Here is a 22,848-nt window from a genome sequence, read left to right as displayed (position 1 = left end):
GTTAGTATTTCCCAACACCTACGATACAGGAAGCCATTCTTGCCTTGCCTACTAATTCCTATAAAATACGTCCAGCTTTTAATTCATCGGGTGTAGTGTTTTGAGATTTAGAAACGATATAAATGGGCTAAGAGCCATTGCAGTAATAGCTGTTGTGGTATTTCATTTCAACCCCAGCTGGCTACCCGGCGGATTCTCAGGCGTAGACGTATTTTTTGTGATTTCTGGATTCCTGATGACAGGAATAATATTCAGAGGCTTAGAAGAAGAAAATTTCTCAATTTTTGAATTTTACATTGCTCGTGCAAACAGGATTATTCCTGCGCTAGCCGTTCTTTGTCTTGCACTACTTTCCTTTGGCTGGTTCTATTTAAACCCACTAGATTATAGCGTATTGGGAAAGCACGCAGGGAGTAGCATGGGATTTTTTTCCAATATCATCTATTGGAGAGAGTCGGGTTACTTCGATACTGCCTCACATGAAAAGTGGCTTTTACATACATGGTCATTATCCGTCGAATGGCAATTCTATTTGATTTATCCTATATTACTTGTTGCAATGCGAAAGTACACTTCATTAGAAGTAATTAAGCCCATCATTCTGATTGGAACAATATTCGGATTCATTTTTTGTGTAGTTGCATCTTACAAATGGCCTAACCCTTCCTATTACCTTCTACCTACAAGAGCGTGGGAAATGATGCTTGGAGGCATTGCTTACATTTATCCATTAAACTGTAGCGATAGAAAAAAAGCATACTTAGAAGGAATAGGCCTATCCTTAATAATTATTTCTTATGCCTTCATATCAAAAGAAGAAATATGGCCTGGATATCTAGCATTAATTCCAGCAACAGGCACCTTTTTAATAATTCAAGCTCAACGAAAAAACAGCCCTATTACTGGAAACTTTATCTTTCAGAGCTTGGGGAAATGGTCATATTCAATCTATTTATGGCATTGGCCGTTAGCTGTTGCAGTTTATTACTTCTCATTAAGCAACCAGTGGATTTATTATGGAATAATGCTTTCTCTAACTCTAGGATACCTGAGCAACAAACACATTGAGTCCATAAACTTCAGAAAAAAATTCACAGACACCACCGACTATTTAAACTGCAAACCGATACATCTAGCTATATTTATAGGATCAGCCAGCATATTAATATTTTCATACAAGCCCAACTCCTATTTAAACCCAATGCCAGAGTCTATTATAAGCAGTATAAAAAGAGGCAGCTATGAATGCTTTGACAAAGCTTACCAACATAACACTGATAGCGATTTTTGCAGAATAACCAACGGAAAAGAAAAAATATTTGCATTTGGAGATAGCCACTCGTACTCGTCACTGCCAGTAATAGAAAAAATTTCAAAAGATCATAACCTAGAATTAACATACACTGGATATAGTGGATGCCCACCACTAATAGGCATATATCCTAGGCGCGGCGACCAAGACCATAAAAACTGCAACGTTCTAAATACAAGAGTCATCAACTACATTAAAAACAACAAGTTTGACTATGTATTCCTGGCAGCAAGGTGGAGTTATTACACAAAGGGTGAATATTCAGGCAACGGAATGCAGTATATATCCGAAGACAACAATAGTGAAATCAACAAAGCCAGCTCAATAAAAGCATTCAAACTGGGCATAAGCCGCACATTAAAAAAATACGCAGAACTTGGGATTAATGTTATTTTAATGCTCCAAACACCAATGCAAGAAAAGAGCCCAGATAAGATTTACTATAGCTCAATATCAAGCGGAGCAATAAATGAGGGCAGGCTAGGTTCAAAGTCGGTATCTCTTGAAAAACATACTAATTTTCAGAAAGAAACAAACAAAATAATTATTGATGAAGCAAAAAAGCACGACAATGTAATAATAATCGATCCAACTAGTGAAATGTGCACAAATAAAACATGCCCCGTAGGAAACAAAGAAAGCTCATATTACTTTGATGACGACCACTTATCGATTATAGGCAGCTTTAAGTTAAAAGAGCTAATTAGCAACCAGATATTAAGCACCTATAAACTAGAAAGCACTTCACTGGAGGTCGATAATTCATAAGCCACCACATAACAGAGGGAGGGGGGGGGGCAAAATACCACTTATCCGGAAGACCTATTTTCCTTTACAAGGGTCTTCCACTTTTACGATCAATCTTCAACTCAACAAGCAGGAACAGTGCAAATTTAATAATCAAACAATCAAATCGACACACCCAATAAATTCATTACATATAAAGACAAAGTTTTTTCGCACCTCTATGATTTAGCAGCAATAACTTTGGCGCCTTATTAAACCTTACCTTTAAAAATCTCCTAATCCAACCGAACATTTTTAACCTTCATAACAAACAGCACTTTCCAATTTACTAACCTGACTGACAGCCACACCGTAAAATTCAATCTACAGATCATGTCAAACGGGCCTCTATCGTGATCTAAACGGCCACCGGTTTAGTATCATTAGATGCTACCCCCTGACAATCACCCTAAATACTGCAGCTAAATCTTGCTTAAGCCTCGACGGTAATCACAGGCTGATGTTACCTATTTATCAGGGTGGTGTTCTACTCAGCCTGATCCTTTTGCTGCTGATAGAGTTGATCCAGTGCAATATTGACGAAATCCTGCACTTCAGGGATCTGTCCGCGCGCTTTCAGCCAGACGATATGCTCGGTGGTTTCTTCCGCCACTTCGGTAATCGCAACACAGCAGTAACCGGGACTGCTGTAGATATCACCGCTCAGGGAGAAGCCCAGCCCCAGGCCGTAGGAGACGGCCTCACACATGTGCTGGCGTGAGTTCATCAGGATATCCGGCCGTGGTGTCAGGTTGTTCACCGCAAAGATCTTTTCAACCAGTTCCTGGGTATAGGAGTTGTTGCGCAGAAAGATCAGCGGTTGTTCGATCAGTTCATGCACCGATACCGTTTCCCGGGCGGACAGGGGGTGCTCTACCGGCAGTATCGCCACCAGGCGATGACGGTGGAAGGACAGCGAGGAGAGGTTCGGTTCCTTTGGCTCCGGAGATTCCAGCGGAAACAGACCGATATCCACCTCCCGTCCCAGTAGCATCTGACGACACTCCTGAGTGCTGCCATACACAATCTTCAGCTCAACCCGGGGAAACAGCGCCTTGTAACGGGCTATCAGCGGCATAAATATACGTGGCGATGAGGTGGCCAGTTTCAGCTCCGGCTTTTCCAGCTGGGTTTCCGGATTCGCCAGCGCCCGGATTGAAGACTCCAGATCGTCGTACTGGCGGGTCAGTTGGTACAGCTTCAGCCCCAGGCGGGTCAGGCGCACCCCCTTGCTGACGCGCTGAAAGATCTCCGCACTGAAACGTGTTTCCAGCTTCTGGATCTGCGAGGTGACGGCGGGCTGGCTGACCCCCAGCTCCGCAGCTGCGCGGGTAAAGTTGCCACAGCGGACTGTCGCATTAAAGGCCCTGATTTCTGACATCGACAGATCCAACTGCACACCTCCTACCGCTCTGTATAATCACCGATGGCTGCGCGGCAGCCATGCTCAGTCTGCGCCAGGTCAGGCTCTCACCTGCTGTTTCACCTGCGCATCCAGCCGCGCCTGATCCAGCAGCGGAATCGCCGAGATCAGCCGTCGGGTGTAAGCCTGTTCCGGTGCCGTAAAGATCTTACGTACACTGCCCTGTTCGACCAGCTCACCATGTTTCATCACCACTACATGATCACAGAGGTTGGCAATGACGCTGAGATCGTGGGAGATAAACAGGATGGTCAGGCCATACTCCCGCTTCAGCTCCTTCAGCAGACCAAGGATCTCTGCCTGAATAGAGACATCCAGCGCCGCCACCGATTCATCCGCCACCAAGAACTGCGGATTGCAGATCAGCGCCCGGGCGATACTGATACGCTGGCGTTGCCCGCCGGAAAAAGCATGGGGAAAACGGCGCAGGTGATCGACATTGAGGTGACAGCGTTTCGCCACCTCGATCACCCGGGCATCAGTCTCCTGACGGGAGCCGGTCAACCCCATCGCCTCCAGCGGTTCAGCGATAATATCGCGCACCGTCAGACGCGGGTTGAGCGAGCTGTAGGGGTCCTGAAACACCATCTGGGCTACACTGGCAACCTGCCGGCGCTTGATTTTGGCCCCGGCCTTCAGCGTAAAGGGGGCTTCGGTATGAAAGCGCACCTGCCCCTGCGACATCGGCGTCGCCCCGAGGATCGCCTTGCCCAGCGAGGTCTTACCGGAGCCACTCTCGCCAACCAGGCCGATAATCTGTCCCTGCGGCAGATCCAGCGAGATATCCCGCACCGCGCTGAAGCTCTCGCCCTTGCGGCCGCTACCCGCCAACTGATAGTCAATCGACAGATTGTCGATGCTGACAATCGGTGCCGGGGTCTGTGCCGGCGGCTGCGGCAGGCTGTGTATATGTGGCAGCGCATCCAGCAGGCGGCGGGTATAGCTGTGCTGTGGCTGATAGAGCACGCGGTCAGCCGCACCCGCTTCAACCACTTTCCCCTGACGCATCACGCTGACGTTATCGGCCACTTTGCCGATCACGCCCAGGTCATGGGTGATAAACAGGATCGACATGCCCATCTGCTCACGCAGCTCCATCATCAGCTCCAGCACCTGGGCCTGGATAGTGACATCCAGCGCCGTGGTCGGCTCATCGGCAATCAGCAGCTTCGGCCGGGTCGCCAGGGCGGTGGCGATCATGGCGCGCTGGCGCATACCGCCGGACAGCTCAAACACATACTGGTCGAAACGCTTTTCGGGCAGCGGAATACCCACCCTCTCAAACAGCTCGATGCCGATACGGCGGGCTTCTTTACGATCATGCCCAAGGTGGATGCAGATGGTTTCGACAATCTGCTCGCCGATCGGGATCGCCGGGGCGAAGCTGGCCATCGGCTCCTGAAAGATCATCGATACCAGTCCGCCACGCACCATGCGCAGATTACGCCCGGACAGCCCCAGCACATTGACTGGCTGCTTGCCGTTGTGCAGCTGAATCCGGCTCGGCTGCCGGATCAGCGCATTGCCCGGATGTAGCCGCATAATCGCCTTGGCGGTGGCGGACTTACCGGAACCGCTCTCACCCACCAGCCCCATAACCTCGCCGGCATGCAGCTTGAGATTGACGTTATTCACAGCCCGCACCAGTCCCTCATCGGTGCGAAAGTCGATGGTCAGGTCCTGAATATCAAGTAAGGGAGTCATAGGGTTCAGTGCCATCATTATTTGTTTCTCTCTGAATAGGGGTCCGCCGCATCACGCAGGGCATCACCGACAAAGACAAAGGCCATCACTAGCGCGACAAACACTGCCACCGGGAAAAACTGCCACACCATGTTCTGCTGGATATCCGGGTCCTGCGCTTTCTGCAACAGTACACCGAGACTGTTCACCGGTTCGGTCAGTCCGAGGCCAAGGAAGCTCAGGCTGGTCTCAGCCAGAATCACATAGGGAAAGTTGATCAGGGTATCGACGATGATGTAGCTGCCGAAGCTGGGCACCAGGTGACGCCAGATCACCCGCATATGGCTGGCACCGGACAACTGCGCGGCCAGCACGTAATCCTGGGTGCGCTCTACCAGAATATGGGTACGCAGGCGGCGTCCCAGGGTGGCAAAGTCCAGTGCGCCAATCACCACGGCAATCGCGAAGTAACGCTGGGTCGGTGTCAGGTCGATCTGGGCCAGCGCTACGGCGCAGGCAAGGTAGATCGGAATCGGCGGTATCACCCGCACTGCTTCGGTGATACTCATCAACACCGCGTCTACCCTGCCACCGAAATAGCCGCTGACACCACCCACCAGCAGCGAGCTGAACAGCTTCACGATCAGTGCCACGATGGCGATACTGATGGTGACCCAGATTGCATGCAGGGTGCGACTGAAGACATCCTTGCCGTCTTCGTCGGTCCCCATCAGGTGGATCATCCCCTGCTCGACCCCGACCAGATGCCGGTCCCAGCGGATATCGATCCCCAGGGTGTCGATCGACAGAATCGAGTACTCCCAGCCCCGGACAAAAAACTGCAGGTAACGGCGCTGATCTTCATGCACAGTATATTTATTCTGGCTGGACGCATTCAGCGCACCACTGGAGGTCAGTTTATCCAGCGCCGCTAACCCGCCTCCGCCTTGCAGCAGCGCCGCGAAATCGGTCTTGGGCTGGTCCTTTACATAGGTGTAGGTAAAGGGCCGCCAGGAGAAACCATTCTGATCCCAGAAATAGACCGCCTGCGGCGCGCCACGACGGTAGCTTTCATCGGCGCCGTCTATGCCCGGGTCAACCGGTGAAAAAAAGGGCGCAAACAGCCCCATCAACAGCATCAGCAACAGCACAAAGCCCGCCACCAGACCGGCAGTCTTCTTCATAAAGCGCGCTTTAATCAGTGCGAACTGACCGGCGGTGTAATACGCATCATCCTGCGATGCTGTCTGACGGGCGGCCCGCCCCCTGAAAATCGAACTGATACTCAGCATGCTCAGCCTCCCATCACGCTCTTACGCACGCGGGGATCGACCGCGGCCAGCACAATATCGGTAATAAAGTTCATCGAAATCACCACCAGCGCCACCAGAAACAGGATGGCAGCGGCCAGCTCCTGATCGTTGGTCATCGCCAGTGCTTCAATCAACAGCGCGGCGGCATCGGTCAGGCCGATCACCAGAGCCACAATCGGCAGGTCGTTAAACACCCGCTGGAAATCGAAGCCGACGCTGTTAAACAGCGGGCTGATCGAGTGACGCACTGGATACTTAGCCCACAGGCTGAGGCCATCGACGCCGCGGGCCCGGGCGGCATCCACATAGAGCTTGCTGGATTCATCCACCACCAGCGCCCGCACCGTCTGCAGCTGCAGCGCCGTCGCCGCCCAGCCGATAACGAAGATCGGCAACCAGATATGGCCAAGGAAATCATTCAGCTTGCCCCACTGGAAACCGGATTCGTTAAACCACGGCTCGCTGCGCCACTCGTCAGAGAACAGCCCGGTCGGGGTCGGTTCACCGGCAAACACGTAGAGCAGGATAATGGTCAGTGCCAGCAGGAAGTTGGGCAGCGCCAGCCCCAGATAGCTGACGATTCGCAGCATCACATCGCTGATCTTGGCCAGCCCCAGTCCCAGGGTATTCAGCAGCCGCTTCAGCGAACCATGCTGCGGGTTGTGATCAACCCAGGGCTTGTTCAGCACATAGGCCGAGAGGATGCCAAACGGCACTGCGATCACATAGGCCAGCACCAGTCCGGCAATACAGAACATAAAGCTGAGCCAGAACCGGTCGCCCAGCGCCAGATTCACGGACTGACGCTTGGAACAGCTAAAGCCCAGGTCACCCTTAAGGGTCAGGCCGGTAACCCACTCACCCCAGCGAACAGGCAGCGGCTGATCCAGCCCCATACGGGCACGCTCGGCATCTATATCCGCCTGGGTGATCATCTCACCCTGGGTACTTTTGTAGGCGATCCACTTCTCGGCACAGTCGCCGGGCAGGACCTCCATCAGGGAAAAAACGATGATGCTGACACTCAGCAGAGCCACCAGCGCCATCAAGAAACGGTTAAAAACATAGTGAAAATACTGGCTGTTTCTGGAGGCCCAAAACAGTGAACCGCCGGTTAACAGCAGCAGCCACAACAGCCAGGTTTCAGAAAAAAAGTTGATCATCCGGGAATCCAGTTCAACAGGTGACACCATAAGACACAGCGACAAAAAAGACCGGACCGGGCGGCCCCGGACCGGCCAACTCTCTCAGTTACTGCTGCGCTACGCGCTGCTCTTCAGACAGAAACCACTGGGTCGCCATATACGGGTAGTTCCAGTAGTAGTCGTAGGAGTGGGTCTTAGGCACTTCAAAGTTGCCCAGCTTGCGGCTGTAATAGATCGGCTGAACCGCTTTTACCGTGCCGCTGATAAAGAGGTCATCGACCGTACGCTTCGCCATCTGATAACCGGTTTCGTTGGAGGCATCGCTGCCGATATTCAGGGTCACGAAACGGTTCGCCAGCTGCTCCATCGCATCGACGGTTGCCGGCGGCTGCACCCCTTCAGCGCCGTTACTCTTGCGGTACTGGTCCCACAGCATGCCGGTTCGCAGGTCGAAGAAGGTACCGTAAGGCGGCAGTACGTCTTCGGTCTTGGTGGCCATGGTGGCCAGCGGGCGGCCCATCTCCCACAGCAGCACGCTCAGGTCGTTGGCCGACTGGGAGTTACGGTACTCGTCGGAGGTCACCTCTTTAAGGCTGGTTTTGACGCCGACAGCGCTCCAGTTGGCGGCGATAATCTCCGCCACTTCAGTCGCGGCACCCTGGGTGGAGTACTGCAGAGTCAGCTCAAATTTCCTGCCGGATGGCAGGTCGCGGTCACCATCGCCATCTTTGTCGACCACACCGGCCTGATCCAGCAGCGTGCCGGCTTTAGCCTGGTCGAACTGAATCCAGCTGCCTTTGAGTTCATCCGTCACAAAGGGTGCCGTATCACCGTCAAACGCGGTGTACTGGGTCGGTTTGCCCAGGTTGAAGTAGGCGATCTCGTTGATCTGGGATCGGTTAATGGCCAGCGACATACCGCGACGGAAGTTGATGTCGTTGAATACCGCGCGCTTTTCCAGATCCTTGTCGGTCATATTGAAGGCATAAGTGGTCTGGGAGATATTCGGACGCAGCGCAACCTCATAGTTGCCCTTGTCCTTGTTCTCCAGCAGCACCGGTGCCGTCGGCAGGTTTACTGCCTGGGTCTTGTAGTCAATCTCACCGGCGATCATTTTCGCCGTCTGAATATCTTCGTCGCCGATAAAGACTTCGTTGATCTCGCTGATATAGGGCAACTGGTTACCGGCGGTATCTACCTGGTGAAAGTAAGGGTTGGCCACCAGACGGCGTCCTTCCAGGGTATCTTCAACCACGATATAGGCTTCCAGCGTTGGCATATTGGCAGTAAGGCCTGCCTTCACCAGACGCTCGGTGGCCGCTTTATCCTTCAACAGGGGCGTCGGGATATCCTTCCAATCGGACTGGCCGTAGTAGAAATTCACCAGCGCATAGCCGTTCTCGAAACCCAGTTGCTGCGCCAGCTTGTCAGCGTCCTTATTCAGTGCCGGGTGGAATTTGCCCAACAGGTGCATCGGCTGGAATGGCTGAGCATAGTCCTGAGCAAACATCGCAGTCAGGCTTGGCTTAGGTACATTCAGGGTAAAGCGGACGGTGGTTTTATCCAGCGCTTCAACCTTCATCGGCTTACCGTTGGAGAGGAAGCGGTCTTTTGGCGACTGCACCACGTTTTTATCCATCAGCAGATGGTTGTACCAGAAGGCGATATCGGCCGCGGTGAAGGCCTCACCATCAGACCACTTATGCCCCTTGCGCAGCTTCATGGTCAGCTGGGTGTAGTCTTTGTTCCACTCCCAGGATTTGGCAACGTTAGGTACCACCGTTGCCAGGTCATCGCTGAAGCGGGTCAGGTTCACATGGCGCACGGCCAGCAGGTCTGAAGTACCGGATTCCGTCGCTTTGGAGATACCGTCCAGCACACCACCGTACTGACCGATCTGCTTGTAAGGCGCGATCACCAGCGGCTCTGCTGGCAGACGCTGGGCCAGGGGTTTAATCTCCGGGTTACCGGCGATGCGGGCGTTCAGTGCGGCAATCGCCGGGTTTTCAGAAAATGTCAGGGTGCAGCTATTTGCCTTTTCATATTCAGCCAGCTCATAAAGATGGGGAAACGTCCCCCCCGCATCAGGACCGGCAACTGCAGGACATTGCGCCATTGCGTTGCTCGCCATCGCAACTGCAGCACCTAGAAGCAAAAGCTTAGTAGCCATCGAACCATTCCTTTAAGTTTTAAATTGGATGACCAGCCGCAACAATGACACTGGCTGGCTGAAAATCTGGACAGCTGTAGGCGGGGTCGCGCTGTAGTCAGAAACTGGCTGCCCGGCCACGCCCGCTAATCTACGCAGCCAATATGTCCGCTTTGTTTCCAGCCCAAGAAAAAACTGATGCCAAAGCCAAAATCCGCTTATAGGCATAACCAGAACTTATACCGCTTAGGCCATGCCTCCCTGCACTGTCATAAAGACGCCGGCTAAGCACAGATTTCTGCAGTTTCTTGCCCGCCGGCGGGCGGTGTATGCTGGCCCTCCCTTTTCTGACTGAAGCGCCTGCTATGCTGACCGATCCGTCGTTTTACCTGGCTGCCATCCCGGCCGTACTGATTGTGGGAATTTCCAAGGGCGGCTTCGGCGGCGGCCTGGCACTGGTGGCGGTACCGATGCTGGCGCTGGTGATCGCTCCGACACAGGCCGCAGCCATCATGCTGCCGATACTCTGCCTGATGGATCTGGTGGCGATGTGGGGCTTTCGCGGCCGCTTCGACCGCAATAACCTGAAGATACTGCTGCCCGCTGCAGCACTGGGAATTACGCTGGGTGCCCTGAGCTTCCATCAGCTGAGTGAAGACCACCTGAAGCTGCTGATCGGCGGTGTTACGCTGTCATTCTGTCTTAACACCTTCTGGCAGGCGCTGAATAAACAGCTACCTGAAGCTAAACCCGCCAGCCCCGGGCGAGGCAGTTTCTGGGGATTGCTGGCAGGCTTTACCAGTTTCAGCGTCCATGCCGGCGGGCCGCCACTGAATTTCTACCTGCTACCGCAACGGCTGGAAAAATCCCTGTTTGCCGGTACCACGGTGCTGTTCTTCGCCGCCATCAACTATATGAAGCTGATTCCATACGGCATGCTGGGGCTGTTACAGCCGGGCAATATCACCACCTCACTGGTGCTGATGCCGCTGGCGGCATTCGGGGTCTGGCTGGGGATCAAGCTGCACAGTCGGGTCGATGAAACCCTGTTCTACCGGTTCTGTTACGGTTTCCTGTTCCTGACCGGCTGCAAGCTGTGTTGGGAGGCGGGCAATGCTCTCTTTTGAAGAAAAGAGGTTGAAGGGGAAAAGCTGAAGGCAAAAAAATGGGGGATCTGAAGGATCCCCCTGCAAGACGCAAAGTTGCCAAAGTAATAAAGAAAGCTGTAAGCGACAGGCTAATAGCCGCAAGCAGACTGAGCCTCTGCCTGCGGCCGTTAGCCTGGAACCGGAAAGTCCGGAGTGGGGTTAAGCCTTAAGCAGGTTCTCGCGGGTGACGAAGTCCAGGGTGTCTTCCAGTGCCAGGGTCAGTTTATCGATCATCTCATCGATCTGTGCCTCAGTGATGATCAGCGGCGGACAGAATGCCAGCGAGTTACCCGCCACGGCACGGGTAATCATGCCGTGGTTCTGGCATGCCTGCATGGCGAAGCCACCAATCCTGCCGCCTTCGAAGGACTCACCGGTCGCCTTATTGGCGACCAGCTCGATCGCGGCGATCAGGCCCTTACCCCGGATCTCACCCACCAATGGATGGTTGCGGAATTCCGCCAGGCGCTTCTGCATATACTCACCCATCTCCGCAGCGTGGCCGAAGATGTTATCGCGCTGGTAGATCTCCAGGGTTTTCAGCGATACCGCAGCCGCCACCGGGTGACCGGAGTAGGTGTAGCCGTGTCCGAAGACACCCACCTGGGCGCTTGGCTCGATCATCGCTTCATACATATCACCCTTGATCACCGAGGCACTGATCGGCATATAGGCCGACGACAGCTGCTTTGCCAGGGTCATCATATCCGGCTGCTGGATATTCATAGTAGTGCAGCCGAAATCGTTACCAGTACGACCGAAACCGGTGATGACTTCATCCGCCCAGAACAGGATGTCGTACTTGTTGAGGATCGCCTGAACCTTCTCGTAGTAACCGGCCGGCGGCACGATCACGCCGCTGGCACCGGTGATCGGCTCAGCGATAAAGGCAGCGATCGTCTCAGGGCCTTCCTGCAGGATCAGCTGTTCCAGATTGTTGGTGATCCGCTCGACAAACTCAGTCTCGCTCTCACCCGGCAGCGCGCCACGGTAGTAGTGCGGTGCATCGGTACGCAGGATACCCAGCGCTTCGAACGGCAGGTCGAAGTGGGTGTGGTTGGGTACCAGGCCGGTCAGGGATGCCGACGCCACCGTCACACCGTGATAGGCGCGCTCGCGGGCGATGATCTTAAACTTCTCCGGCTTGCCGATCGCATTGAAGTAGTAACGCAGCATCTTCACATGGCTGTCGTTGGCATCACTGCCGGAGTTACCAAAGAACACCCGGGCGTTTTCAACCGGCACCATTGAAGCCAGCTTGTCAGACAGGTCGATGCCCACCTGATGGGTTTTCCCACCAAACATATGGGAGTAAGAGAGCTGACCCATCTGCTCAGCCGCAGTGTCGATCAGCTCGCGGTTGTTATAGCCCAGCGAGGTGCACCACAGACCGGCCAGCGCTTCCAGATACTGTTTACCGTTATTGTCATACACATAAGCGCCGTCGCCACGTTCCAGCGTCAGGCTCTCTGTCGCCTTGAGGTTGGTGGTTGGATAGATAATTGTGCTCATCAGACTCTCCAAAAAATACTTCCGGATCCTGGCGGCATCCCCTCTCTCCGGGGAAGCGACCTTCACGTTCAGGCCCGTTTAGAGACTTTATAGACCAGCATACCTATGGCTTATATAATGATTTTTGTGAAATCACTTTTAAATATCCCAAAGTATATGCGACTTTGGGACCGCTGATTCCTCGGGAATAAGCGCAGGCCAAGGTATAAGGAGTCAGTGATGGGACGTAAAAAAGCAGCGATCTCCGGACAGCTGGCCGATGTCGACCTGCGCCTGCTGCGGGTATTCAGGGCCGTGGTCGAGGCCGGAGGCTTCACCGCCGCCGAGCTCCAGCTCAACCTGGCTAACTCCACCATTTCCAACTATATCGCCGACCTGGAGAAGCGCCTCGATATGCGCCTCTGTGCCCGCGGGCGCGGCGGCTTCAGCCTCACCGATCAGGGTATCGAGGTCTATGAAGCGACACTGGAACTGCTGACCGCGGTCGACCAGTTCCGCAACCGGGTTAACCGCTCCCACAACCGAATCTTCGGCCAGCTGCATCTGGGGTTTGCCGAGCATATGCTGGGCGCACACAACTCCTGTATCGTCCGCGCCCTCGACCGCTTCTCCGAGAAGGCGCCGGATGTGCGGGTACAGATCACCACCATGTCCTCGGATGATGTCAGTACCGCCGTACTGGAGAAGAAAGTCGACATCGGCGTCACCGTACTGCCGCATCCCTTTAGCGAGCTGAACACGCTGGACCTGTTTCAGGAGGAGATGCTGCTCTACTGCGGCCTGGGCCATCCTCTTTATGAACAGCCGGAAGCCAAGCTACGCAAGGAAGAGCTGCTGCAACACCGCTTTGTCGAATCGCCTCGCCTGATGCCGGGACGCGAGCTGCATCCGGATATGCGACTGTGGAATAAGCAGGCCAAGGCCCACCATCAGGAGGCCCGCGCCACCCTGATCCTCAGTGGCGGATATCTCGGCTTCCTGCCGAAGCACCTGGCCAAAAGCTGGAACCTCGACGCTGTTATGCGACCGCTGTTTGCCAGGGAATACGGCTACACCAATACCTTCACGGCAATCTGGCGCAAGAAACACAGCAACGAACAGGTGATCAGCGCCTTCACCGACTGCCTGCAACAAAGCCTGTAAGCGCCACTATATGGGGCTGCTGTCGGCCGCCCCTGGCAACATCACGCAAAAATATACCCTGATAGGTATATCTCCAGCGGTGACAGTGGCCGTATCGTTTAAGACAGTCAGCCACGGGAGGCAATGCACACTCTTTCTGCCACCCGGGCACAAACTGCTACAGCGAATAAAAGCCGGGGATCTGAGCCGGCAAATAAGAAGAGAACGCCCATGTCTGTACCTTCACACACCAGCTCATATTATGCGGCCTCCGCCAACGATAAGAGTCTGCGCCCTGCCCTCAAAGGCGACGTGCGCGCCGATATCTGTGTTATCGGCGCCGGATTCACCGGAATGTCCACCGCCCTGCACCTGGCCGAGAATGGCTTTAAGGTTGTCGTATTGGAAGCGACCCGGATCGGATTCGGAGCCTCGGGCCGCAATGGCGGCCAGATCGTGCACAGCTACAGCCGTGATATCGACTTTATCGAAAAGCATTACGGCAAGAATACCGGCACCGAGATGGGCAAGATGGCCTTCGAGGGTGGCAAGATCATCCGCCGCCTGGTCGCCGACTACAATATCAACTGCGATCTGAAGGATGGCGGTATCTTCGCCGCCTGTAACAGCAAGCAGCTGCGCGAGCTGGAAGAAAAAAAGACACTCTGGGAGGCCCACGGTCACCAGCACCTCGAACTGCTATCCGCCGACGACACCCAGAACTATATCGGCACCGATCGTTACAGCGGCGCCCTGATGGATCACTCCGGCGGTCACTTCCACCCGCTCAACCTGGTACTAGGCGAAGCCGCGGCGCTGGAATCCCTCGGCGGCGTCATCTATGAAGACTCGGTCGTCACCCGTGTCGAGGAAGGCAGTCCGGTCAAAATCCATACCGCCAGTGGCTGCGTCACCGCAGATTACACCGTGGTGGCAGGCAACGCCTACCTGGGCGGCCTGATCCCGCAGCTGGAATCCAAGGCGATGCCCTGTGGCACCCAGGTGATCACCACCGAACCGCTCAGCGAAGCCCAGCAGAAAGCCCTGCTGCCCAAGGACAACTGCGTCGAAGACTGCAACTACCTGCTTGATTACTATAGACTTTCCGGCGACGGCCGACTGATCTACGGCGGCGGCGTAACCTATGGCGCACGGGAACCGGGCAAGATCGAGTCTCTTATAGTTCCGAAGATGCTGAAGACCTTCCCCGAACTGCAGGGCGTCAAGGTTGACTACGCCTGGACCGGTAACTTCCTGCTCACCCTGATGCGTCTGCCCCAGTTCGGCCGTATCGGCAGCAATATTTACTACGCCCAGGGCTACAGCGGCCACGGTGTGACCAGCTCTCACCTCGCCGGTAAGGTGCTGTCCGACGCGATTCAGGGTCAGGCTGAGCGCTACGATATCTTCGCCGGACTGCCGCAGTACCCGTTCCCGGGAGGCCGCGCCCTGCGAATTCCATACACCGCGATGGGTGCCTGGTACTACAACCTGCGCGACAAGCTGGGCATCTGATTTCAACTGCTCAACCGGCCTGACAGCCAATGCTGAATCCCGCGACGACACCCGGCGCAACCGGTGCTGTTGCGGGCCATGATTACTGATAGATAACAAATATAAACAGGTGTCACCATGAGTACAGAGGCCGCTCAACCGAGCACTACTCATTTAGCTGAGTCCCCGTCATCGGGCATGCAACAGCCCACCCGCTGGCTGATTTTCTTTGCCGCCATTATGGCCGGTTTCGCCTTTCTTTCGACCCAGCACACGGAAGGCGAAAGCTATGGCTTCTACAGCCTGCTACCCGCCCTGCTGATCCTGGTGGTGGCCGTGATCACCAAGAAACCGCTGGAATCGATCTTCGCCGGTATCGTCGCCGGTCTGTTACTGCTTGATCCGACCAACCTGGTCTCCGGCCTCGGCGACCTGTCGATGGGCGTGGTGATGGATGAAACCATCGCCTGGATCGTGCTGGTATGCGGCATGATGGGTGGCCTGATCAATATGCTGGAACGCGGTGGCAGCGTCCTCAGCTTCGGTGAGCTGCTGGCACGCCGGATCAAGACCAAGCGCGGCACCATGCTGACGACCTGTTGCCTTGGGGTAATGGTGTTTATCGACGACTATCTCAACTCGCTGGCGGTCTCCGCCTCGATGAAGAACCTTACCGACCGCTACAAGATCTCCCGCGAAAAGCTGGCATTTCTGGTCGATTCCACCGCCGCCCCGGTCTGTATCCTGGTGCCCGTCTCCACCTGGGCGGTTTACTTCGCCGCCCTGTTGGAAGAGAACGGCGCCGCTGGCGAAGGCAACGGCATGTCGCTTTATATCGATGCCATTCCGTATATGGCCTACGGCTGGATTGCGCTGCTGGTGGTATTCCTGGTGGCTGCGGGCATCCTCGGTGACTTCGGCGCCATGAAACAGGCCGAGCAACGCGCCCAGGCCGGCCAGCCGATTCCGGAAGGCAGCCAGCAGGATGGCTTTGATATCAGCGGTATAAAGAAAACCTCGCCGATAGTCGGCCTGATCAACTTCCTGCTGCCGATGGCCGTGCTGGTTGCAGCCAGTGTCTACTATGAGATCGACCTGCTGCTGGGGGCGCTGGTCGCCTCGATGTTTACCATGGTGCTCTACTTCTGGCAGAGCCTGCTGAACTTCGGCCAGCTGGTGGATTCGATGCTGGATGGCTTCAAGGTGATGCTGCACCCGATCGCCGTGGTCTGCGCCGGATTTATGCTTAAGGAGGTTAATGACCAGCTCGGCATGACCCCATACATCATCGACTCCCTGTCGCCTTACCTGTCGAAAGAGCTGCTGCCGGCGCTGGTGTTTGCCGCCATGGCAGCGGTGGTATTTGCCACCGGCTCCAGCTGGGGGGTGTTTGTGGTTTCGCTGCCGATCGTGATCCCGATGGCGCTGGCAATGGATATGTCGATGCCGCTGACCGTCGGTGCACTGCTGTCGGCCTCCGCCTTCGGCAGCCATGCCTGCTTCTTCAGTGATTCCACCGTACTCTCGTCACAGGGTTCCGGTTGTACACCGATGCAGCATGCCCTGACCCAGATCCCTTACGCCATTATCGGTGCGGTGTTCAGCTTCGCCGCCCTGCTGGTACTGGGCTTTATGATGGCCTGAACAGCTCCCCTTCAGGGCTGAGCTGCTACGCCCCCGGTCAGAGCGATCTGGCCGGGGGCGTTTTCTTATCCGGGAGATAAACCATGACTATCCGTTCACCGCGTGTCGCCCTCGGACTATTACTGCTGGTCAGTCTTGTCTGGGGCGTGGAATTTGTACTGATCGACCTGGCGGTGGCCCGCATTCCAACCCATACCTTTAATGCGATCCGCTTTGCCCTGGCGGCGCTCTCACTGCTGCCGTTGCTCTGGTTCAGCCGCGAGAGGCTGCCGCAGGGACAAGTGCAGAAACTGCTCGGTGCCGGGTTGCTGCTGGGCTTTATGCTGTTTGTCGGCTTCTATACCCAGACCGAAGGACTGCGCTTCACCAGCGTCTCTAACGCGGGCTTTATCACCGGCCTCAATGTACCGCTGGTGCCGGTGCTGGGATTTCTGTTGTTTCGCCATCATGCCAGCCGCAATGTCTGGTTTGGCGTGCTGGCTGCTACCACTGGCCTCTACCTGCTGACCTCGGGCGAGGGCGTTTCGCTGGCACTGAACCAGGGCGACCTGCTGGTACTGATCTGCGCCTTCGCCTTCGCCACCCATATCGTACTGACCGGGCGTCTGGTAAAGCAGCTACCGGTGATCCTGCTCAGCATCGTGCAGCTGCTGGCCGTGGCACTTTATAGCAGCCTGGCAGCATGGCTCAGTCCCGATCCGGCGTTCTACCATCCCGAGGCCGCTGCGGTGCAGTGGCAGGACCAGCTGCTGGCACCGATGATCCTGCTGGCGATATTGGTCGCCTCAATCCTCGGTACCGCCTACGCCTTCTGGGCCCAGTCCGCCTGTCAGACCCTGCTACCGGCGCATAAGGTTGCACTGGTGTTTGCCTTCGAACCGGTATTTGCCCATCTATCTGCCTGGTTCTACCTGGATGAGCACCTCGGCAGCAGCGGCCTGCTCGGTGCCGGTCTGATCCTCAGTGGCATGCTGATTTCCGAGCTGGGCGATCGCCGCAAGGCCTCGGTGAAGCCACTGGATCACAGCGCCACCGTCGATTAGCGAGCATCCGTACGGACGATTAATTGACGATTGCAAAAGCCTGCCCGGCGGCGCACCATCAAACCATTGCCTCTGACTACTGCATTCAAGGGACCGAAGATGACTGAGAAGAACCTGAGCGATTGGCAGCACACCGCTGCAGAACTGAACCTGCCGACCCAAGCCTATATCAACGGTGCCGACTGCCCGGCCCTGTCAAGCAACACTGCGCCGATCTACAACCCCGCCACTGGCGAGCTGCTGGCCGAAGTGGCTGACTGCGGCCCGGAAGATGCCGACCAGGCAGTAACGATCGCCCGTAACACCTTCGAATCCGGCATCTGGTCAGGACTGGCACCGACACAGCGCAAAAACGTGCTGCTACGCTGGGCCGACCTGATGCAGCAACACGCCGAAGAGCTGGCACTGATGGAGACTCTCAATGTCGGTAAGCCAATCAGCGACAGCACCAACGTGGATATCCCCGGCGCCATCAACTGTTTCCGCTGGACCGCCGAGGCGATCGATAAGGTCTATGAACAGATCGCCCCCACCGGCCACGACACCCTGGCGCTGGTCACCCGGCTGCCACTGGGCGTAGTTACCGCTATCGTGCCCTGGAACTACCCACTCTCCACCACCGCCTGGAAACTGGCCCCGGCACTGGCCACCGGAAACTCAGTGATCCTCAAGCCCGATCCGAAAACCCCGTTTACCGCCCTGCGCATCGCCCAGCTGGCGAGCGAAGCAGGCCTGCCCGATGGCGTGTTGCAGGTACTCCCGGGGGATGGTATCAACCTCGGCAAACACCTCTCACTGCACCCGGATATCGATGGCCAGACCTTCACCGGCTCTACCGCCGTCGGTAAACTGCTGACCCAGTACTCCGGCCAGTCCAACCTCAAGCGCACCTTCCTTGAGCTGGGCGGTAAGAGTGCCAATATCGTCTTTGCCGATGCCAACCTGAAGAAAGCCGCCGCCCTGGCCGTGATCGCCGGTTTCTACAACTCCGGCCAGACCTGCACCGCCGGTACCCGCCTGCTGGTAGAGGAATCGATCTACGATGAGTTCCTGCAGATGGTGCTGGCTAAAGCCAAGCGCTGGGTACCGGGCAACCCGCTCGACCCGGCTACCCCGATGGGGCCGGTGATCGACCAGAAACAGCTGGATACCATTCAGAACTACGTCAGAATCGGCCTTGAGGAAGGCGCCCGTCTGGTACTGGGCGGTGAAGTGATCGAAACCGAGGGCGGTTTCTACCACCAGCCAACCATCTTTGCCGACGTCAATAACCAGATGCGTATCGCCCGCGAAGAGATCTTCGGCCCGGTGATCTCGGTGATCCCGTTCAAGGATAGGGACGATGCCATCGCCATCGCCAACGACTCCCCCTACGGCCTCGCCGGCGCCGTCTGGAGTAATAACATCAACACCGCCCACAAAGTCGCCGCCGCCATCCGCACCGGCACCATGGGCATCAACAACTACTTCGGCGGCGATATGACCGTGCCTTTCGGCGGTTTTAAGGAATCCGGCAACGGCCGCGACAAGTCAATCCATGCCATGGATGACTACACCGAGCTGAAAACCACCTGGATCGAGTTTGAGTGAGGTAGGCTAGTTGAATCAGCGGGCAGCCCGGTCGGAATATGCAATCGAGGCTGTCCGGCTAAAACCCCACCTTCCATCCTGATAATTGCCCTCGCCAAGACAGCATCGCCCCATTACCATATACGCCAAATTAATTGGAAGAAGTAATACCCTATGTCCCTGCCACCATGCCCTAAATGCAACTCTGAATTCGTATACCAGGATCAGGAACTGCTGATCTGCCCGGAATGCGCACATGAGTGGAACCCGTCAGAAGCCCCTGCCGAAGATGAAGCCCCAACCGCCAAGGACTCCAACGGCACCCTGCTGCAAGACGGTGATAAGGTCACCTTTATCAAAGACCTTAAGGTGAAGGGTAGCTCTCAGGTACTGAAGATCGGCACTAAAGCCGTGATTCGACGCATCGTCGAAGGCAAAGACCACCAGCTCGACTGCAAAGTGGACGGTGCGGGCGAGATGATGATCACCGCACAGTTTGTGAAGAAAGCCTGATTACCGGCTGACGTTGGGATGCGCCGCGAAGCGGCTTATCCCAACCTAGCTGCTGATCCTTACTCAACCGAAGCCAATTCCTCAATCACTCCCTTCGCCATAGGCACCAGGAAAATCTGTGCTTCATCGAGGCGCTTGGTGGGTACGCCCAGCACATACTGGTCGCCAAACTTATATGCCTGTTTCGATTCATAGCGTGCGGTGTGGCGCCAAAACAGATCACCATTTTCGTTATAGCCATCGATTTGTAGGATAATCTCGGGGACGAGCTCAATAAAATTTGCGTTGTACTCTGCGGCCCCTAGCGCCAAGTCTGACCGTTCAGTGTAGTAAACCGTGGCAAATAAATTTACATAAGCCCCCTCTACCAGCGGATAATCATACTCGATACTTACAAGCTCATTCTCATCCCCATATTGCATACTAACTTCTGAATTCTGCGCAGCCTTAAGTGGAATACCCGCCCGATCACGAATACCCTCTACCAGGGTTGTTTCAAAAGTATGCAACTGCGTAATCAATCTATCCCGATGCTTAGGCTCAAACAGATCCATTACCTCCTGAGCCCCTTTCAGGATCTTAGTGAGCTTTGAATAATCTTCACTTAAATTTTGCTCTGGATCCCGAATAGGCGCGAGCTCCACCTGAAGCGTACGTACATTTACCTCACCGCTATAGCTACGAACCAAAGGTTGGTTAGCGCAACCACTTAGAACAGTTGCAGTGATAGAAACCAGCAGGAAGAAAAATCGCTTCATATGTCCCTTCTTTGATTAGGCCTAGTTATTGATCCAGCAGTGGGGCCAACATTATTAACCAGATGATTAGAAAACACCTAAGCACAGGCGAAGGCATTTTTACCATTTCTTTTAACGCTGTACATGGCGTCATCTGCGGTTTTTAACAGCGCTTCCAGGTCCCGGCCATCATTAGGGTAAAAGGCGATGCCTATACTGGCGCTGACACTAAGCTCATATCCGTTGAGGGCTAGTGGCTGCTCTATCTCTTTCAGTATTCTGTTAGCGGTAAACTCAGTACCCGCTGCACAGGCGTCATGAGAGAGCAGCACAACAAACTCATCGCCGCCGATACGCGCCAGCATATCCTCGGTTGGAATAGTGGCCTTAACGCGTTGTGCGACTTCACACAAAACGTTATCCCCAACTTCATGGCCAAAGGCATCGTTGATCGACTTAAACCCATCTAAATCGATAAACATCACCGCCAACTGGTAATCAGCCCGTGCCGCCTGAGCGATCTCCGCTGCGGCGACCTCCTGCATATAATGCAGGCTGCTAACGCCGGTGAGGGTATCAGTCATGGCGATTTCATGCAGATCTGCCCGCGCAGCCTCGACCTCTGCCAGCGCCTCATACAACTCGGTAAAGTCGTACTCGACCACCAGAAACAGGAAATCGCCATTCAAAGGGTGGCGGGTACGGCGAATATCCAGGCTATGGCGACGCGAACCCTCGCTGGTTTGCATAATGAAATCCCAGCGTCCCTCCTCCCCATCCTGAATCCTCTTCAGGCAGGCACGCCCCTCCTCACGATCAACAAAGCGCGCGATAAAGGCACAATCGCCCTGCGGTATAGGTTGCTCATGCAAATGCTTATAGGCATCAGTAGCAGCGGGATTTTCAACCAGCGGCTCACCCTCGAAGGTGAAGCTGGTCGCAGGTACCCGGGTATAGCGCATCGCTTCCATCAACAGCAGGTTTTCAGGCTGTTCACCCAGGTTAACCTGCTCATTGATATAGGCGATGATGCCACGATGCTTATCAGGCCCCAGCAATACCGCCCGGTGCATCATCAGCAGCGTCTTAGGTTTACCATTGGGATAGGTGGTCCAGGGATCAACGGTCAGGCCATCCTTTGCCGCTAACTCAAAGGTCTGCAAAGTGCGATCCCGTGCTCCCTGGGTATCACCGGAGAGATCCTTATCGATCAGCTCCTGCAGAGTGTTCAGATTCCAGAACGATACCGCAGCGGAGTTACCCCACCACCAGCCATGTTTATCCAGGTCGAATATCCAGACAACATTCGGAATCAGTTCATAAAGCCCCAGCTCAGAGTGATCCCTGATATGAACTAAATGATCATATTTACAGCTTTCGGACATCCTTTACTCCATAACCCCTGACGCTGAATCCAGCTTCTATAAACTTGATGTAAAAGCCCGCTTGATCAGACGTCTCTCTTCGATTTTTTAGTACGGCAGGGATATGCGTGTGAAAGCGCCTCGATTACAACCTGCGCAGCAGGGCGATCCAGATTAGCATCCCGACGTCCAGCATATGAAATATACTCTTTAGCCAGCTCCCTGGACGATAAACCTTTAGGCACGCAAACCGTCTTCTTAGGTGACTGCACGGATAGTTGTAACGGAAGGCGAATAGCCTCCTCAACACCGCTTACGAATCCCCAGCAATACCGTTGTCGCGTCCTGCCAAGCTCTGTCATTGAACTCGATGCACAGTAGGTTAACAGATTACGAGCTGTTAGTTGTTGAGGGAAAATCGATTGATCACCATCCACTTCAGCATTGCCTATAGCAGGAAGCCAAGTCAGAAAGAGCATAATTAAAAAGCTAATAATCTTCATACCTACCTCATCAATTTCGCCGTCTCGAAAACTGCAAAACTCAATTTAGGGCAAGGTTGTCCATAGGACTCTCATCTCTTACCCATGAATCATGTTTCTTTTTGATTCCATCTCTTGGCAACTCAAGTCATCGATAAGGTCGCCCCCCGTTACTAGCGCCTGTTCTCAGACTCGCCGACATCCTGCAAGCAATGCAGCAAAGTTTGCGGCTACACATTTGCCCGCACAATTCCAAGCTGGCGGCTTTCACGGCGTCAGACGAGCAATATTGCTCAGCATAGACTAAGGAACCTTCACCAGACCAAAGAACACTTCTGTCGCAGCAAGACTCAGCGGAGGGATAACCGGCAAACCGAGGCGCTAGAGTCCCAGCTACCCTGAACTTTCG

17 protein-coding genes are annotated in these 22,848 nt (G+C 54.8%); 8 read left to right on the top strand and 9 right to left on the bottom strand.

Annotated features, from left to right (window positions below):
- The first annotated feature begins 100 nt into the window (after positions 1-100).
- Positions 101-2,080: an acyltransferase family protein gene (locus tag Q354_RS27290; RefSeq protein ID WP_051559990.1), complete on the top strand. Its 1,980-nt coding sequence runs from the start codon at positions 101-103 to the stop codon at positions 2,078-2,080.
- 505 nt (positions 2,081-2,585) lie between these two features.
- Here the strand turns inward: Q354_RS27290 and Q354_RS0108270 are convergent.
- The 5 genes from Q354_RS0108270 to Q354_RS0108250 form a co-directional block, all read right to left on the bottom strand.
- A complete protein-coding gene (locus tag Q354_RS0108270) occupies positions 2,586-3,479 on the bottom strand; it encodes a LysR substrate-binding domain-containing protein (RefSeq protein ID WP_156948270.1) in 894 nt (297 codons plus the stop codon).
- 81 nt (positions 3,480-3,560) lie between these two features.
- Positions 3,561-5,243 (bottom strand): dipeptide ABC transporter ATP-binding protein, encoded by a 1,683-nt coding sequence (locus tag Q354_RS25040; protein ID WP_211252229.1) that lies wholly within the window; start codon positions 5,241-5,243, stop codon positions 3,561-3,563.
- The gene (locus tag Q354_RS0108260; protein WP_051559989.1) at positions 5,243-6,496 is read right to left on the bottom strand and encodes an ABC transporter permease; all 1,254 of its coding nucleotides are present in this window, start codon (positions 6,494-6,496) and stop codon (positions 5,243-5,245) included. The genes Q354_RS25040 and Q354_RS0108260 overlap by 1 nt, the downstream gene beginning before the upstream one ends.
- A gap of 2 nt (positions 6,497-6,498) precedes the next feature.
- A complete protein-coding gene (locus Q354_RS0108255) occupies positions 6,499-7,680 on the bottom strand; it encodes an ABC transporter permease (RefSeq protein WP_027857190.1) in 1,182 nt (393 codons plus the stop codon).
- Positions 7,681-7,768: 88 nt separating this feature from the next.
- Complete coding sequence (locus tag Q354_RS0108250; RefSeq protein WP_027857189.1) at positions 7,769-9,832, bottom strand: ABC transporter substrate-binding protein; 2,064 nt, start codon at positions 9,830-9,832, stop codon at positions 7,769-7,771.
- Between the two features lie 308 nt (positions 9,833-10,140).
- Between Q354_RS0108250 and Q354_RS0108245 the strand changes: the two genes are divergently transcribed.
- The gene (locus tag Q354_RS0108245) at positions 10,141-10,938 is read left to right on the top strand and encodes a sulfite exporter TauE/SafE family protein (RefSeq protein WP_245601015.1); all 798 of its coding nucleotides are present in this window, start codon (positions 10,141-10,143) and stop codon (positions 10,936-10,938) included.
- A 180-nt stretch (positions 10,939-11,118) separates the two neighbouring features.
- Here Q354_RS0108245 and Q354_RS0108240 read toward each other — a convergent pair whose 3' ends face one another.
- Positions 11,119-12,471 (bottom strand): aminotransferase, encoded by a 1,353-nt coding sequence (locus tag Q354_RS0108240; RefSeq protein ID WP_027857187.1) that lies wholly within the window; start codon positions 12,469-12,471, stop codon positions 11,119-11,121.
- Positions 12,472-12,690: 219 nt separating this feature from the next.
- Between Q354_RS0108240 and Q354_RS0108235 the strand changes: the two genes are divergently transcribed.
- The 6 genes from Q354_RS0108235 (at position 12,691) to Q354_RS0108210 (ending at position 19,856) form a co-directional block, all read left to right on the top strand.
- Positions 12,691-13,614: a LysR family transcriptional regulator gene (locus Q354_RS0108235; protein WP_027857186.1), complete on the top strand. Its 924-nt coding sequence runs from the start codon at positions 12,691-12,693 to the stop codon at positions 13,612-13,614.
- A 210-nt stretch (positions 13,615-13,824) separates the two neighbouring features.
- Positions 13,825-15,108 carry an NAD(P)/FAD-dependent oxidoreductase gene (locus tag Q354_RS0108230; protein ID WP_027857185.1) on the top strand — a complete coding sequence of 428 codons (1,284 nt, stop codon included), beginning with the start codon at positions 13,825-13,827 and terminating at the stop codon, positions 15,106-15,108.
- Positions 15,109-15,225: 117 nt separating this feature from the next.
- On the top strand, positions 15,226-16,731 hold the full coding sequence (locus Q354_RS0108225; RefSeq protein WP_027857184.1) for a Na+/H+ antiporter NhaC family protein: 1,506 nt from the start codon (positions 15,226-15,228) through the stop codon (positions 16,729-16,731).
- Between the two features lie 83 nt (positions 16,732-16,814).
- Entirely contained in the window at positions 16,815-17,774 is a 960-nt protein-coding gene (locus Q354_RS0108220) for a DMT family transporter (RefSeq protein WP_027857183.1), read from the top strand.
- Between the two features lie 99 nt (positions 17,775-17,873).
- Positions 17,874-19,364: an aldehyde dehydrogenase gene (locus Q354_RS0108215; protein WP_027857182.1), complete on the top strand. Its 1,491-nt coding sequence runs from the start codon at positions 17,874-17,876 to the stop codon at positions 19,362-19,364.
- A 153-nt stretch (positions 19,365-19,517) separates the two neighbouring features.
- On the top strand, positions 19,518-19,856 hold the full coding sequence (locus tag Q354_RS0108210) for a zinc ribbon domain-containing protein YjdM (protein WP_027857181.1): 339 nt from the start codon (positions 19,518-19,520) through the stop codon (positions 19,854-19,856).
- A gap of 59 nt (positions 19,857-19,915) precedes the next feature.
- Here the strand turns inward: Q354_RS0108210 and Q354_RS0108205 are convergent, their stop codons facing one another.
- The 3 genes from Q354_RS0108205 to Q354_RS28210 all read right to left on the bottom strand — a co-directional run bounded on the left by Q354_RS0108205 (position 19,916) and on the right by Q354_RS28210 (position 22,460).
- Positions 19,916-20,614: a hypothetical protein gene (locus Q354_RS0108205; protein ID WP_027857180.1), complete on the bottom strand. Its 699-nt coding sequence runs from the start codon at positions 20,612-20,614 to the stop codon at positions 19,916-19,918.
- A gap of 77 nt (positions 20,615-20,691) precedes the next feature.
- Positions 20,692-21,978, bottom strand: coding sequence for a GGDEF domain-containing protein (locus tag Q354_RS0108200; protein WP_027857179.1), 1,287 nt, complete (start codon positions 21,976-21,978; stop codon positions 20,692-20,694).
- A gap of 65 nt (positions 21,979-22,043) precedes the next feature.
- The gene (locus Q354_RS28210; protein WP_156948269.1) at positions 22,044-22,460 is read right to left on the bottom strand and encodes a Rap1a/Tai family immunity protein; all 417 of its coding nucleotides are present in this window, start codon (positions 22,458-22,460) and stop codon (positions 22,044-22,046) included.
- Positions 22,461-22,848 lie beyond the last annotated feature (388 nt).

The organism is Marinobacterium jannaschii DSM 6295, assembly GCF_000620085.1.
In the GTDB taxonomy this organism is placed as follows: Bacteria; Pseudomonadota; Gammaproteobacteria; order Pseudomonadales; family Balneatricaceae; genus Pontibacterium; species Pontibacterium jannaschii.
The sequence above is the reverse complement of the archived record's forward strand: the minus strand, read 5'-3'. Positions and strand labels throughout refer to the sequence as shown.

What these genes read in the sequence shown, in the direction of transcription:
- Q354_RS0108270 (WP_156948270.1), bottom strand. Translation starts at nt 3,479, where the DNA reads ATGTCAGAAATCAGGGCCTTTAATGCGACAGTCCGCTGTGGCAACTTT.
- Q354_RS25040 (WP_211252229.1), bottom strand. Translation starts at nt 5,243, where the DNA reads ATGATGGCACTGAACCCTATGACTCCCTTACTTGATATTCAGGACCTG.
- Q354_RS0108260 (WP_051559989.1), bottom strand. Translation starts at nt 6,496, where the DNA reads ATGCTGAGTATCAGTTCGATTTTCAGGGGGCGGGCCGCCCGTCAGACA.
- Q354_RS0108255 (WP_027857190.1), bottom strand. Translation starts at nt 7,680, where the DNA reads ATGATCAACTTTTTTTCTGAAACCTGGCTGTTGTGGCTGCTGCTGTTA.
- Q354_RS0108250 (WP_027857189.1), bottom strand. Translation starts at nt 9,832, where the DNA reads ATGGCTACTAAGCTTTTGCTTCTAGGTGCTGCAGTTGCGATGGCGAGC.
- Q354_RS0108245 (WP_245601015.1), top strand. Translation starts at nt 10,141, where the DNA reads ATGCTGGCCCTCCCTTTTCTGACTGAAGCGCCTGCTATGCTGACCGAT.
- Q354_RS0108240 (WP_027857187.1), bottom strand. Translation starts at nt 12,471, where the DNA reads ATGAGCACAATTATCTATCCAACCACCAACCTCAAGGCGACAGAGAGC.
- Q354_RS0108235 (WP_027857186.1), top strand. Translation starts at nt 12,691, where the DNA reads ATGGGACGTAAAAAAGCAGCGATCTCCGGACAGCTGGCCGATGTCGAC.
- Q354_RS0108230 (WP_027857185.1), top strand. Translation starts at nt 13,825, where the DNA reads ATGTCTGTACCTTCACACACCAGCTCATATTATGCGGCCTCCGCCAAC.
- Q354_RS0108225 (WP_027857184.1), top strand. Translation starts at nt 15,226, where the DNA reads ATGAGTACAGAGGCCGCTCAACCGAGCACTACTCATTTAGCTGAGTCC.
- Q354_RS0108220 (WP_027857183.1), top strand. Translation starts at nt 16,815, where the DNA reads ATGACTATCCGTTCACCGCGTGTCGCCCTCGGACTATTACTGCTGGTC.
- Q354_RS0108215 (WP_027857182.1), top strand. Translation starts at nt 17,874, where the DNA reads ATGACTGAGAAGAACCTGAGCGATTGGCAGCACACCGCTGCAGAACTG.
- Q354_RS0108210 (WP_027857181.1), top strand. Translation starts at nt 19,518, where the DNA reads ATGTCCCTGCCACCATGCCCTAAATGCAACTCTGAATTCGTATACCAG.
- Q354_RS0108205 (WP_027857180.1), bottom strand. Translation starts at nt 20,614, where the DNA reads ATGAAGCGATTTTTCTTCCTGCTGGTTTCTATCACTGCAACTGTTCTA.
- Q354_RS0108200 (WP_027857179.1), bottom strand. Translation starts at nt 21,978, where the DNA reads ATGTCCGAAAGCTGTAAATATGATCATTTAGTTCATATCAGGGATCAC.
- Q354_RS28210 (WP_156948269.1), bottom strand. Translation starts at nt 22,460, where the DNA reads ATGAAGATTATTAGCTTTTTAATTATGCTCTTTCTGACTTGGCTTCCT.